At 39.9% G+C, this 14,488-nt stretch carries 13 protein-coding genes; 3 read left to right on the plus strand and 10 right to left on the minus strand.

The genetic code is table 11. The annotated features are described in order from the left end of the window. The first annotated feature begins 30 nt into the window (after nucleotides 1–30). From FGD67_RS07120 to FGD67_RS07130, 3 genes are all read left to right on the plus strand, one after another. Nucleotides 31–234, plus strand: coding sequence for a Type I secretion system protein TolC (locus tag FGD67_RS07120; RefSeq protein ID WP_373567858.1), 204 nt, complete (start codon nucleotides 31–33; stop codon nucleotides 232–234). 99 nt (nucleotides 235–333) lie between these two features. After that, nucleotides 334–1,308 (plus strand): transposase, encoded by a 975-nt coding sequence (locus FGD67_RS07125; protein WP_257174350.1) that lies wholly within the window; start codon nucleotides 334–336, stop codon nucleotides 1,306–1,308. An 843-nt stretch (nucleotides 1,309–2,151) separates the two neighbouring features. Continuing rightward, nucleotides 2,152–2,364 carry a hypothetical protein gene (locus tag FGD67_RS07130; RefSeq protein WP_257174351.1) on the plus strand — a complete coding sequence of 71 codons (213 nt, stop codon included), beginning with the start codon at nucleotides 2,152–2,154 and terminating at the stop codon, nucleotides 2,362–2,364. A 13-nt stretch (nucleotides 2,365–2,377) separates the two neighbouring features. Here the strand turns inward: FGD67_RS07130 and FGD67_RS07135 are convergent, their stop codons facing one another. From FGD67_RS07135 to nuoI, 10 genes are all read right to left on the minus strand, one after another. Further along, nucleotides 2,378–3,034 (minus strand): LysE family translocator, encoded by a 657-nt coding sequence (locus FGD67_RS07135; RefSeq protein WP_257174352.1) that lies wholly within the window; start codon nucleotides 3,032–3,034, stop codon nucleotides 2,378–2,380. Between the two features lie 648 nt (nucleotides 3,035–3,682). After that, nucleotides 3,683–4,726: a 4-hydroxyphenylpyruvate dioxygenase gene (gene hppD / locus FGD67_RS07140; RefSeq protein WP_257174353.1), complete on the minus strand. Its 1,044-nt coding sequence runs from the start codon at nucleotides 4,724–4,726 to the stop codon at nucleotides 3,683–3,685. A gap of 338 nt (nucleotides 4,727–5,064) precedes the next feature. After that, nucleotides 5,065–6,867 carry a DEAD/DEAH box helicase gene (locus FGD67_RS07145; protein ID WP_257174354.1) on the minus strand — a complete coding sequence of 601 codons (1,803 nt, stop codon included), beginning with the start codon at nucleotides 6,865–6,867 and terminating at the stop codon, nucleotides 5,065–5,067. Between the two features lie 382 nt (nucleotides 6,868–7,249). After that, nucleotides 7,250–8,071 carry a DUF4097 domain-containing protein gene (locus FGD67_RS07150; RefSeq protein WP_257174355.1) on the minus strand — a complete coding sequence of 274 codons (822 nt, stop codon included), beginning with the start codon at nucleotides 8,069–8,071 and terminating at the stop codon, nucleotides 7,250–7,252. 182 nt (nucleotides 8,072–8,253) lie between these two features. Beyond that, complete coding sequence (locus FGD67_RS07155) at nucleotides 8,254–9,735, minus strand: NADH-quinone oxidoreductase subunit N (RefSeq protein WP_257174356.1); 1,482 nt, start codon at nucleotides 9,733–9,735, stop codon at nucleotides 8,254–8,256. 4 nt (nucleotides 9,736–9,739) lie between these two features. Further along, a complete protein-coding gene (locus FGD67_RS07160) occupies nucleotides 9,740–11,170 on the minus strand; it encodes a NuoM family protein (protein WP_257174357.1) in 1,431 nt (476 codons plus the stop codon). Further along, nucleotides 11,167–13,062, minus strand: a complete 1,896-nt coding sequence (nuoL, locus tag FGD67_RS07165) for an NADH-quinone oxidoreductase subunit L (RefSeq protein WP_257174358.1) — start codon at nucleotides 13,060–13,062, stop codon at nucleotides 11,167–11,169. The genes FGD67_RS07160 and nuoL overlap by 4 nt, the downstream gene beginning before the upstream one ends. Next, entirely contained in the window at nucleotides 13,062–13,370 is a 309-nt protein-coding gene (gene nuoK / locus FGD67_RS07170) for an NADH-quinone oxidoreductase subunit NuoK (protein ID WP_257174359.1), read from the minus strand. Before nuoK ends, nuoL begins: the two co-directional genes overlap by 1 nt. Continuing rightward, nucleotides 13,367–13,897: an NADH-quinone oxidoreductase subunit J gene (gene nuoJ, locus FGD67_RS07175; protein ID WP_257174360.1), complete on the minus strand. Its 531-nt coding sequence runs from the start codon at nucleotides 13,895–13,897 to the stop codon at nucleotides 13,367–13,369. The genes nuoK and nuoJ overlap by 4 nt, the downstream gene beginning before the upstream one ends. A 48-nt stretch (nucleotides 13,898–13,945) precedes the next feature. Then, on the minus strand, nucleotides 13,946–14,461 hold the full coding sequence (gene nuoI / locus FGD67_RS07180) for an NADH-quinone oxidoreductase subunit NuoI (RefSeq protein ID WP_373567859.1): 516 nt from the start codon (nucleotides 14,459–14,461) through the stop codon (nucleotides 13,946–13,948). Between the last annotated feature and the right edge of the window lie 27 nt (nucleotides 14,462–14,488).

A 14,488-nucleotide genomic window follows, 5' to 3' on the forward strand; every position in this document is an offset into this window, starting at 1 on the left:
ACTAACCAAGCGACTTATTTTAGGTGACTTATGGCCACGCCAAGGAAACAACAAATCAGTCTAGCCGATACGCCTTATTATCATTGCGTTGCACGTTGTGTCCGCCGTGCTTTTTTATGTGGTGAAGATAAATTATCAGGTCAAAGCTATGAGCACCGTCGCGGCTGGGTAGAAGATAAGCTGCACTGTCTCACACAAGTCTTTGCCATAGAATTAAGAAGACACTCACCCTAGAATTAAGAACACAGAATTAAGAAGACACTCACCCTAAATTGAAGAAATATAGCTTATGCACTACGCTCAACTAACCAAGCGACTTATTTTAGGTGAGTTATGGCCACGCCAAGGAAACAACAAATCAGTCTAGCCGATACGCCTTATTATCATTGCACTGCACGTTGTGTTCGACGGGCTTTTTTATGTGGTGAAGATAAATTATCAGGTCAAAGCTATGAGCACCGTCGCGACTGGGTAGAAGATAAGCTGCACTGTCTCACACAAGTCTTTGCCATTGATGTTTGCGCCTATGCGGTGATGAGTAATCATTATCATGTAGTGGTTTTTATTGATGAAGAAAAAGCGCAGCAATGGAGCATGGCGGAAGTACTTGAGCGCTGGCATCGTTTATACAAAGGGACGTTACTGACAAAACAATATTGTCATGGTGATACCTTAGCAAAACCGTTACTTGATATCGTTAAAGCGACTGCCGAGGTTTATCGAAAACGCTTGATGAAAATCAGCTGGTTTATGGGCTACATCAATGAAGGTATTGCTAGAAAGGCTAATCAAGAAGATAACTGCACAGGCCGATTCTGGGAAGGACGATTTAAATCTCAAGCATTATTAGATGAAGCAGCACTGGCGGCTTGTATGGCCTATGTAGATTTAAACCCTATTAGAGCAAAGATAGCCAAAACGCCGGAGAACTCCGCTCACACTAGCGTAAAGCTACGCGGTGAACAGGCAAAGAAAAACCAACAACCCAATACCCTGTTACCTTTTATCGGTAATCCAAGAAAAGATATGCCAAAAGGTTTACCCTTTGAACTTGCCGACTATCTGCAATTAATCGAATTGACCGGTCGCTGTATTAGAGCAGATAAACCTGGCTATATCGACGATAACCAACCCCCTATACTGAGTCGCTTAAATATCAGCGCTGACAACTGGTTAATCATCACCACAGAATTTAGAACACAGTTTCATGGCGCTATTGGTCATGAAGATGCCCTCAGTGATTATTGCGCGCATCAACAGTTAAAACGACGACAGAATTTGAGTCATTGCAACAAACTCTTTGGCTGAAGTTCCCCTCAACCATTAATAAAACAGCTTAAACTTTTAATCAGACGCTATCTGAGAATAACTAGGGCCAAAGTATCAGCGCTAGAGGCTAAATAGAGTAAAAAGCGTGTTTTATTGGTCCTTACTGGTATCAAACAGCAATATTGCGTGTGACTCTAGATAAGTTGTTATTAAATAGCGATATCGGCATCAACGCTAATTTAGAGTGAGTGTCTATTTAATTATTGAATTTGAGTCATTGCAACAAACTCTTTGGCTAAAGTTCCCCTCAACCATTAATAAAACAGCTTAAACTTTTAATCAGACGCTATCTGAGAATAACTAGGGCCAAAGTATCAGCGCTAGAGGCTAAATAGAGTAAAAAAGCGTGTTTTATTGGTCCTTACTGGTATCAAACAGCAATATTGCGCGTGACCCGAGATGAGTTGTTATTAAATAGCAATATCGGCATCAACGCTAATTTAGAGTGAGTGTCTATTTAATTATTAAAATAGAGTAAAAAGCGTGTTTTATTGGTCCTTACTGGTATCAAACAGCAATATTGCGCGTGACTCCAGATGAGTTGTTATTGAATAGCGATATCGGCATCAGCGAAAATTTAGAGTGAGTGTCTGTTTAATTTGTTTAATTTTTATTTAGCGATATCGGCATCAGCGCAAATTTAGAGTGAGTGTCTGTTTAATTTTTAGCTGCCTAACGGCAGCTAAATAAAACCCTATTGCCTATTGACGGGGATAAGGCTCATATGTGTTATACGTATGCTTTCACTTATTAAATAGGCTTGGCTTTTTAAAGGCAAACCTTAAGAAAAATGCTCCAATTAATAAATTGAGCAAAGTGTCTATGTTACTCAATTTTATGCTGGCAAAGATCGATAAAGAAGATATAAGTGAAGCAATCACCATCGATAGCCCAATAACTAACGCAAGAGTTTTAAATGTTTTTGTTCGAGTGATCATCCGTGCTCCGAATTTTAACTTACGTATAACGCCTTTAGCAGGCGCAATTTTGTTGTTGCTGCTTTTCAAGCGGCGACATAATTGTCGCTCTGGCTAAACTTGTTATATTTTTATTGTTTCGTTAAAGCTGATTTTACAATAGCAAAACCGATAAGACCTAAAATAGCTCCAGTAACTTTATCAATGTAATAAGCTAGTTTGGTAAATTTACTACGTACTTTTGGTGTAGATAGAAGAAAGATAATTGATAGATCCCATAAAAAAACGATAGCGGTCATCCAAATACCTAAACCTAGTTTGAAAGCAAAACCTACTTCAGGGGTCAGCACGACAGTAAATAAACTAAGATAAAACAATAAGTTTTTTGGATTCAATATGCCAGACATAAACCCAGTAATGAATTCCTTAAGGAAAGTAGCTTTAACAGCATTAGAATGAGTATGCTCAGCCATATCTAAATTGTTATACGAACCCTTACTAGCGCGTAAAGCCTGTACAGCAAGATAAATCAAAAACAATCCACCGATAACCTTAAGCACAATCATAATGGTAACAGAAGCAGCTAAAATAGTGCCCACACCAATCAAACACAAGCCAACATACAAAGCGTTTGCTGATGCAATACCTAGTGCAACACCAATAGCATTTTTACCTTCATTACGTATTGCGCTTTTTACAACTAATACGAAGTCTGGCCCAGGGCTTAACAACGCAAGAAAATGAGCTATCGCAACCGTTACGAAGATACCAAGTAAATTTACATCCATATGAGAAGCCTTTTGTTAATTTAGAAATGTATAAAGCATCGATTAAAAATATAACAACTTTATCAGAGGACACTTTCCTCTTTTCCTACCAGAAAGTTTCCACCTTATTTATTTAACCTATAAATAACAAATCTTTGCAGCTATTACCACTCCTTGCCTACAGATAAAGTACATGACTTGGGTTTTGGACAAAATGAGGAAAGTTTCCTCATTTCGTGACTTGGGAGGAAAATCCACAATTCTATATAAGCAGTAGCCTCTGTTTTGTAAAATAAGGCATTAGAAAATACAGGGCGAATGCTTTAAGACTAAAGTCAGCACTACACAAAGTGACCGCTAATAATTCAAAAGTGACTGCCACCAATAGTTACTTATACATTATCATGCTTGAACAGCACATATAAGAAACTTAGTTGCAGCCAAGCGTTTCTCTAGTAGCTGCTCATTGCCAATGAATACCACTCAGCCACTCTTTCACAATGACGTTGAGAATTGCCTAAGATCTTAAAAAATATCACAAGGAGACAATCATAAGGATATTGATCTTTCACATCCATGTGATCGCGATATACCGTTCGTTCTGAACATAAAAAAGCCAGCAGATGCTGGCTTGGTAAATTAGGTGTTCTTTATCAAATGAATTGGCGGTTAAAGCACACCACGCTCTATTTGGTTCAATTCGATTGATTTGAATAAAGCGGTGAAGTTGCCTTCGCCAAAGCCTTGGTCATCAACACGTTGGATCATTTCGATAAAGATAGGACCAAAAATATTTTTAGTGAATATCTGTAACAAGTATGAGTTTTCTTTCTGGCTATCTACCAGTACTTGGTGATCACGAATACGTTGTTGGTCTTCTTTCACCCATGGAATACGGTCAAATACATCATCATAGTATTCAGGCACAATATTTAAGGTATCAATTATGTCTTTATCTAGTTGGTCTAAAGAGCCTAATAGATCATCAGAAATGAAAGCTAAATGTTGTACACCTGGGCCATTATATTCATCTAAATACTCATCAATTTGGTTATTCTTTTTACCTTTACCTTCATTAATTGGAATACAGAAAGTGCCACACGGTGATTGTAAAGCATATGAAATTAACGCTGATTTCTCGCCTTTAATGTCAAAGTAGCGAATATCAGTAAAACCAAACACGCTTTTATAAAAATCAGCCCAATGCTCCATCGTGCCTTGGTAAACGTTATTAGTTAAATGATCAACAGCTTTAAAGCCTTTACCTTTTACTATTACGGGTTCAGCCAAGTCTTCACAATCATCTTGATAAATTGAGCCTTTAGCGCCAAATTTTTCGATAAAGTAAATCAGACTGTCGCCAATACCGTATATTGCAGGGTAAGGTAACTTATTATCTGCACCTTGTGCTGACTTAGCACCGCGAGCTACTGCTTGCTCAAAGGCAAATTCAGCATCTTCAACACGCCAGCCCATTGAACAAATAGCTGGACCATGATTTTTGGCAAATTCACGTGAAAAGCCAGCTTGCTCATTGTTTAAGAAAAAGTGAATATCGTTTTGGTTAAAGTAATCAATATCGCGGCCTTTGAATTTCTTCATTTTTGAAAAACCAAAACCATAGAAAGCCTTTTCCATAAAATCAGAATCAGGTGATGCATATTCAATAAATTCAATACCACGTAAATTCAATGGATTTTTTACTTCTGTCATAATTATTTTCTCTCACTCTAGCAATACTGCGATTATTACCGTGAATTGAACGTAGAGGAAGTGAATGAAAAAACTGATATTTTTTGATGCGTAAATCAATTTTTACATAAAAAGAAGATGAATTTTGAACGACTCTGATCAAGCCTATAGCTAGCGTAGCTCACAGGTGTAACAATAGATTTACAGTAGCTTTTCAACACAAGTTATCGGCTAATTTATCCACTGAGTACGCGACTTACGTTGAGTTATACAGCGCTTAAACATAAGAAAATTCAAGTAAAAAAAAACGCCAACACTCATGAGTGTTGGCGTTTATTCAAGTGCTTTAAAGCAAATGATTAGTTTGTGCGTTGCTCTTTACGTGCACGAGCTGGGCGCTCTGACACTGCTGATGGCTGCGCATCTGAAACCGTAATAGCAAGTGCTTGTCGACGAACTTGAACACGCTTTAACTGTGTAAAAGACTTCTCAGGCATACCTTTAGGTAACTGTACAAAGCTATGCTTGTCGTGCAAGTTAATCGCACCAATGTAGCTGCTGTCTAATGATATTTCATTAGCGATTGCGCCAACGATATCACCAGGACGTGCACCATGCTCTTTACCTACTTCTAGGCGGTAAGTCTGCCAATCAACATCACTGCGAGCAACTTTCGCTTTACGAGGAGCACGTTCAGCGCGATTTTCATTACGACCACTGTCACGACCACCACGAGCGTCATTACGACCACCGCGAGAATCACGAGCACCACGACTATCATTACGTCCACCATCACGATCATTTCTCTCACGTGCATCACGACGAGGTTTTGGATCTTCTTTTGGTTGTAATGGTTGCTTTAACTGTTTTTGATAAAGTAACGCTGCCGCTAAATCTGTCATTGAAAGTTCTGACTCTGACGCCATAGCTTCGATGATTTCACGCATTGCGGTAAGTTCTTTATCAGCAATAACACTTGCTAGCTCATTACGAGTACGTTCAATACGCGCTTTACCAATTTCTTGAATATTTGGTAAGTCATACATAGCAACCGTACCAGAAGTCAAACGTTCATAATGACGTAATGAATACATCTCACGTGGACGTACAAATGAAATTGCAGTACCACTACGACCAGCACGACCCGTACGACCAATGCGGTGAACATAAGCTTCGTTATCACCAGGTAAGTCATAGTTAATCACTAATGAAATACGAGGAATATCAAGACCACGTGCCACAACGTCTGTTGCAACAAGAATTGATGATACGCCTGATTTCAATTGATCAACTGTACGTTCACGCTGTGCTTGGTTCATATCACCGTTTAATGCAACAGAAGCATAACCAGCACGCTCTAATTTTTCAGCGACTTCAATGGTATCGTTACGAGTACGTACGAAAATGATCATCGCGTCATATTCAACTGTTTCTGCAATACGTTCTAATGCAGTCATTTTGTTGATACCGCTTACTTTCCATGCGTATTGTGTAATATTAGCTTTTTCTTTTTTCACTGCAGCGATTTTAATGTGCTCAGGATCTTTCAAAAAGCGATTCGCTACTTTGCGAATTTGTGCTGGCATCGTTGCAGAGAACAAGGCCATTTGTGTTTCTTTTGGTAAATGTTCAAGGATCCACTCGATGTCTTCTAAAAAGCCCATGTTTAACATTTCATCAGCTTCATCAAGTACACAAAATGATAAGTTAGCTAATTTAAGGCTCTTACGACGTAAGTGATCCATTAAACGACCTGGTGTACCAACAACGACTTGAGCACCGCGCTCTAGTTGTTGAAATTGTGGTTGGTAAGATTGGCCACCGTATAAAGTCGCTACTTTTAAACCTTTCATGTCTTTAGCGAAGGTTTCAATTGCTTCAGCAACTTGAATCGCTAATTCACGTGTTGGTGCTAACACCATCAATTGTGGTTTGCGTAAATTAACATCAATTTTTGCTAGTGCAGGTAAGCCAAAGGCTGCGGTTTTACCGGTACCTGTTTGTGCTTCGCCAAGAACATCTTTACCAGCAAGTAAAGGGGGAATTGTTTGCGCTTGAATTGCAGTTGATGTTTCAAAACCTAGTGCTTTTACAGCAGATACTAAGTTTTCAGGCAAACCAAGGGCGTCAAAGCCTATTGAGGCATTGTTAAGATCAGTCATATAATTTTTGTCTTCTCATGGTAGAAACCGGCAAAATGCCAAAATTCCTACGTACATATACGAGGAAACCACCAGGAAGACTTAAGGCACATTCATTACGTTAACGTTGAACAGTTAACTGGGCAAGTCTATTGGGCGGATATACCCCACTCATTTAAAAAATTCTGTCGTTATCAATTATGTAGTTCTCTAAGCTTAACTTTGTTTAACTTAGAAACTTTTTGATTGTCTATTACAGAGGCGCGCATTATACAGATGCGGTTAATTTATACAAGTAAAAATAACGAATTAACTTAGTTTAACGACAAAAACAGCCTAAAACCTTTAAAAATTTAACTTAAGGCTGTTTTAATAGCTCATCGGATGACTTGAAATATTTTAACTACTCGTCTATTTCAAAGCCACCTTCGACTTGTTTTACACGTAACCCTCCTGAGCCGCTCTCAATAATCTTTAAACCACCTGCTCGCTCAACATCTATATCCCCAGAGCCATCATCAATCGTTATCTCGCCATCAACGTTTCTGACTTTCAAGTCACCAGAACCATCTTCAAAGCGGGCATTGCCTGAAATACCTTTTGCGTAGATACTGCCGGAACCATCATCAATATCGACATTACCATCAATTTCGCTAATTTCCATTTCACCGGAGCCGTCAACAATTCGTACATTGCCAATAACTTCACTGACATAAAGACCACCTGAGCCATCATTAATTTCAAGATTATTTTTGATACCCTTTATAGTTAAATCACCTGAGCCGTCTTTTATTTCAACTGCGCCATCAATATCACTAATACTTGCTGAACCCGAGCCATCATCTACTTTCAACATCAGCCGACTTGGCATGGTAACTTTAATATCTATATGTGGTGACTCACCCTGCCAGAAGCCACGGCTACTGTTAATTTTTGCCACTAAAAATGCGCTTTCACCAGAATCGGTCAACGCAAATTGATAATTGTCAGAATTTCCTTTCTCGGTATAAATATCAGCAACAACGGTAATCGTTGTCGCCTTATCGGAGCCGGAAATAACTAATGAACCCGCCCCCGCTTCAACGTCGAGTTTAGCGAGGTTTTCGGCATCAATAACCAGTTCTTGCTGGCTATGATAATTTGCATATGAAGGACTGGCTACCACAATACAGCCGCTTAACAATGTTGCAGCCGTGATAAAAAGGAGTGATTGAGCTAATTTCATTGGTCTTTCCCTGTAAAAATTGATTATTTTTATTTATGTTTTATAAAAACAATCAAAAATTACGCCAAAATTAAAAGACATTATTATCAGCAACTTAAACAATCATATTTATTTAAAAACGTGGAAAGCTGTAGTTTTTGGTTAAACAAACAATTATTTAGTGAAATTAGTCGCTAGAACGATCAACCAATAAATTGATTGATCATGTCTGGCAATATGCCCAAAGCCAAGCCAAGTAGAATAAAGCTATAAACTAGCAGGTTATCTATATTACGACCTAAAGTGACTTTAGTTTTATCGCTTGCTTTCGACGTATCTTCAAACATATTAAAAATTAAAGGTAGATAATAGCCTAAAGCTATTCCGCTACCAATAATCAGCGTGGCAATTAACCACCAAGCATGCGCCACCGTTGCTTGAGTTAAAATATAGAATTTACCAATAAATCCCATAGTTAATGGAATACCCGCTAAACTCAACAGCCCGAGTATCATGAGCAAGGCATAGCTCGGGGCGCGCCAAAATAAGCCTTTTAAATCATTTCGCGATATATCTTCTTGATATAACGAGTTATTACGCTGCAATTGTAGCAGCGCAATAACCATAAAAATGGATAGATTAGCGACTATGTATGCCGCGAGATAGAATAAAGTACTTTGCCAAGTAAATGCTAAGCCTTGCTCAGAAGCGATAATGATCACAATCAACAGGTAGCCCATATGAGCAATTGATGAATAGGCGAGTAGCCGTTTCAAGTGCTGCTGTTTTAGCGCCATGACATTACCTAATAACATAGAAATAATGGCAAAAATCAATAAAAACAATTGAAAGTTTTCTAATAGTAAATAGCGCTGCGCAACAATGCACTTAAGCAAGACGACAAACATCGCAACTTTCGACACGGTTGCCATTAACATGGTTACCGGGGTCGGCGAGCCTTGATAAACATCTGGCGTCCAGAAATGGAACGGGGCAATTGACAATTTAAAGGCAATACCTGAAACAAATAGTAGCAGCCCTAACTGAAAAAATACGCCTAAGCCTTGTTGGTGATAGATGGCATTAGGTATGACCGCACTAAAGCTCATATTGCCCGTTACGCTATAAATAAAGGCAATCCCCAACAACATAAAACTCGACGCTGTCGCGCTTAATATCAAATACTTAAAGCCACTTTCCACGCTGTAAGCACTTTCTCGATGGTAGCCTACTAGGCCAACTAAGCTGATACTCAATAGCTCAAAACCTAAAAACAAACTCGCGTAATGATCACTAGTGACTAAAATCCCGCTACCAAGCACCATTAATAATAACAAGAGATAATATTCATCGTGTACTTCTGTATGTGCTTTAAGAAAACTATGGCTCATACGTAAAGCGGCTAAGGCTGAAATAAGGATTAAACTAAAAGCAAAACTGCTGTAACCATCCACTTTCAACAATTGCGTTACTTGCATTGCCGGCATTGTTAATAAACTAACATTAACCAACAAAGACATTATGAGTACCACACTGGTAAATACGACAATAGTGCGCTGAGAACGACGCCAAGCCACTAATAACAATGCTAGCGTGGCGCCAAAGGCAACAATAAGTTGTGGTAAAATTGCTGCTACCATCGACATGGTTAATAAAGGCTGTGCGTTACTCGCTATAGACATCATCAGCCTAGACCCCAAATGAAAATTTAAGTAATAACGTTGGATATAAACCAATAGCTAACAGCATCAACAATAGTGAGCCACAAACAATCAATTCTCTGGGCTGTAAATCAATAATTTCTTGTTTTGGCGCGCCTTGGAAACTTGTTTGAAATAACACCATACCGTAAATAGCCGAACCGATAAGGCCTAAAGCCGCAATAATGGTAAATGCCGGCATCACTTGAAATGCACCAACTAGGCTAAAGAATTCACCAATGAAGTTTGCTAAGCCCGGTAAACCAAAAGCGGCGCCAGCAAAAGCCAAAGCAAAGCCCCCCATGCGAGGCGCACTTTGCCAAAAGCCGCCCATGTCGGTTAAATTTCGGCTATGTATACGCTGATAAATCATACCTGCTAATGAAAATAGCGCAGCACTGCTTAAACCGTGCGCAACTAAAGTAACAATAGCGCCTTGATAAGCGGTGCTATTAAACGCAAATAGCGCCAACATTACAAAGCCCATATGACTAATACTGCTGTACGCGACTAAGCGTTTAAAGTCTTGTTGTGCAAAAGCCATTTTCGCGCCATAAACAATACTCACTACCGCCAATGTCGCGGCGATCGGTGCAAACTGCAGGCTAGCTTGTGGGAATAAAAAAATAACAAAACGAATTAAACCGTATGCCCCCGTTTTTAATAACACCCCCGCAAGTAACACGCTACCCGCTGTGGGTGCTTGAGTGTGAGCATCTGGTAACCAGCTATGTACAGGTACCGACGGCAACTTAACCGCAAAGGCAATAAAAAATCCGAACATTAAGTACTGACTAATTGACAGTGGTATGTCGAGCAATAGCCAATCGGGATAATAAAAACTCAATTGCCCCGTTTGCATTAGATGAAAATAGCCTGTGCCGATAATCGCAACCAACATCATTAAACTACTGACCTGGGTAAAGATGAAAAATTTTAAGGCGGCAAATTGACGATTCTCATGGCCCCAAATTGCAATAATCGCGGTCATGGGCAGTAGCATGACCTCCCAAAAGAAGAAGAAAAGAAACATATCGACCGCAATAAAAACGCCAATGATGCCAGCAATGGTTAATAGTAAATTAAAATAATAAAAACCCACATTGCTTTGAATTTCATGCCATGACACGAGCACACAAATAATCGCGAGCAGCCAAGTCAGCGCGATTAAGACAATACTTAACTGATCAAGGGCAATGCTATATTGAATATTAAAGCTTTTAATCCAAGAGACACGGCTTAGCACCTGTAACTGTGCAAAGTCGTTATTCGTACTAATAACAAACACCGCAAAAACCGTTGCTAGCAAAGCCAAGGCGATTAATGCTAACCATTTGGCACTACCCTGCCAGTATTTTTCAGCTCGCCACGCTAATCCCCCAGCAAATAATAAAGCCAACATAATGCACGTTAATGTCATAAGAGACTTACTCCTAATAGCAGCATTATTGCTAATCCAAAGGCCGCTAGATACCAACGCAAGCTACCATTTTGCACAAGCACCAATGCATCATGCCATAAGCCAACATACCAAGCATTTAGCATAATGATTTGGTCGAAAATATCATTTTTATTTATCTGCGCTAGCCATTGATAAGGCATAATGAACAGCTTTTTGTAAAGGCCGTCAAAACCTAAGCCTTGTCTACAAAACACAACAAACCGCCCGTTATTTGGCTGCAGAATATGCTCCTTACCCGTAACCTGATAAATCCGATAAGACTTAAAATAAAACCATGAAAACACAATGCCAATAAAGGGCGTTACAATAGCAACGCTATGCAGCCAAGTGGGCTCTGTCAGTTGCGCTAACGGTAAGTTAATAACGGATGAAAAGACTAACGTAAGATCAAGCGGGATCAATCCGCCAAATAAAGATAACAAAGCCAAAACGATTAATGATGTGCGCAGCAAGGTACTTTTTTCTAACTGGACATTTTCATTAAATCGCGCTTTGCCAAGAAAGCCGAGAAAGAACAAACGACAACTATAGATACTGGTTAATAGTGCTCCTAGAATCGCGCACCACCATAACATCGGTCCTGCGGTATCTGACGACCAGAGCTGCGCAATAATAGCTTCTTTCGAAAAGAACCCAGAAGTACCCGGCAGCGCCATCAAACAAATTAAACCAATAATAAACAAGCTACTTTCAAAAGGTAGCTTCTTCAACAAGCCGCCCATTTTAAATAGATTTTGCTGATGATGTAGCGCATAAATAACGGCCCCTGCCGTTAAGAACAGTAGCGCTTTGAAAAACGCATGCGTCATTAAATGAAATACACCGGCAGTCCAAGCACCGGCGCCCAACGCGAGCATCATATAGCCAATTTGGCTCATGGTTGAATACGCCAAAACGCGCTTAATATCGGTTTGCGCTAAGGCAGCAATCCCGGCGAGTAAAAGCGTTAGTGCGCCAAGCCAAGCAACATAATTCATCACTTGTGGTGCCAATAAGAAAATGCCATGCATGCGAGCAATTAAATAGACCCCCGCGGTGACCATAGTTGCGGCATGTATTAGCGCACTGACTGGCGTAGGCCCTGCCATTGCATCAGGCAACCAGGTTTGTAAGGGTAATTGCGCCGACTTGCCAACAGCACCACCGAGCAATAACAAAGCAATCCAATAAATATTATCCGCACTTTCGGCGTTAGCTCCTACACTTAGGCTATCTGCTTGTTGCGCAAGCAGTGTTACCGCTTCGATATTGAGTTGGCCAAAGCTATTAAACAGTAACAATAAACCGATCGCCATCGACGTATCACCAATACGAGTGACAATAAAGGCTTTACGTGCGGCTAAAACATTACTCTGTTCTTGATACCAAAAACCAATCAATAAAAAGCTACATAAGCCAACACCTTCCCAACCGAGATATAACAAAACTAAATTATCCGCTAATACTAATATCAACATGGCAACGATAAAGAGATTCATATAAGCCATAAAGCGTGAAAAATTCGCATCAGATTTCATGTAAATCGCAGCAAATAAATGAATAAGAAAACCTACACCGGTAACCACACTGATCATAACCGCTGACAAGCCATCAAGGTAAAAGCGCACATTAACGTCACTACTCCCCATGGCATTGGTTAGCTCAAACCAATGCCAAAGGTTCACCGTCATAATTTGATTTTGAGTCACTGATAATTCAAACAGTAATATCGCGCTAACCAATGCAGAAATCGCCATACTACTAACACTAATCGTGGCAGCAAGCCGCCATGACAGTTTTTTACCAAAAACAATTAGCAGTAAAAAGCTCACGAAAGGGTAGAAAGGTAAACTGGCTAATAACACGTTCATTACCCCTTCATCTGATTTAGTACATCAATATCTAAAGAGCGATATTTCTTTTGCATGCGAATTAATAACGCTAAACCAACGGCCACTTCAGCAGCCGCTAGCGTTAAAATTAAAATAAACATCACTTGGCCGTCAGCTTGTTGCCAAACACTGCCGGCACCGATAAAAGCAACCCCAACGGCATTAAGCATGACTTCCAAACTCATCAAGATAAATAGCGTGTTTTTCCTTGCTACCACACCAATAAAACCAATAACAAAGAGTAAACTCGATAAGATAAGCACATGAAATAACGGGATACTGGTCATAGAGGTCCCCCTGTCACATCAGGTTTTGCATAGTGGTAGCCTGCTAACAAGCCAGCGAGAAGTAAAAAAGAGGCGATTTCAACGGCAAGTAAATAGGGACCGTATAACATGATGCCAACAGCTCTCGAGTCAATAACATTGGCTTGTAAGTTTTGTTGCATATCACCATTGTTGATAATAATGACGATTTCAATTAGCAGCGCAAAGGCCAAAAACATCGCACCAAACATATTTGCGATACTTTTATTTTGTGGCGCATTGGCCGTTTCATCTGCACCTAAACCAAACATCAACACCGCAAAAACAAACAAGACTAAAATGGCTCCCGCGTAAACGATCACCTCTAATCCTGCGGCGAACGGTGCGCCCATTAAATAAAAACAAATCGCAACCGCCAATAATGACACCACTAAATATAACAGCGCGTGCACGGTGTTATTGCCGGTAACGACCTTTAAACTGGCAATAACGGCAACGAGGCCAGCAAGATAAAATAAGCTATCAATCGAAGCAAAATTAGCTAGCATTCGCGCTCTCCTTGGTGGAAGTTTTACCTAAAGTCATCATGTCGAGGTTCATGGCATTAAGCCTTTAATATCAATCGGCGGGCGTTCTTGCTCCCCTTGCCCTTTGCCTTTACCTGCAATGGCGACACCTGATTGTTGGTAAAAACTATAATCAGGATATTTACCGGGACCATTGATGAGTAAATGTTGTTTTTCATAAACTAAATTTTGTCTATCGTATTCGGCTAACTCCACATCTGGCGTTAATTGAATTGCGTAGGTAGGACAAGCCTCCTCACAAAAACCACATAAAATACAACGTGAAAAGTTAATACGAAAAAAATCAGCACGCTTGCGACCATCGTCATCAACTATCTGTTGCAACGCAATACAATCAACCGGACAAGCAACAGCACAAAGATTACACGCCACGCAGCGTTCTTGACCATCAGGATCTCGAGTCAGTACAATCCGTCCTCGATATCTCGGCGCTAAATAAGGCTTTTGCTCTGGATATTGAACCGTATCAGCCTTAGTAAAGGTATGTTTAAGTACCAACCACATAGTACGAAGTTGACTAAGCATCAGAGCCTCCGTTGGCATTAACTTTTT

This window comes from Colwellia sp. M166, from assembly GCF_024585285.1.
Lineage (GTDB): Bacteria > Pseudomonadota > Gammaproteobacteria > Enterobacterales > Alteromonadaceae > Cognaticolwellia.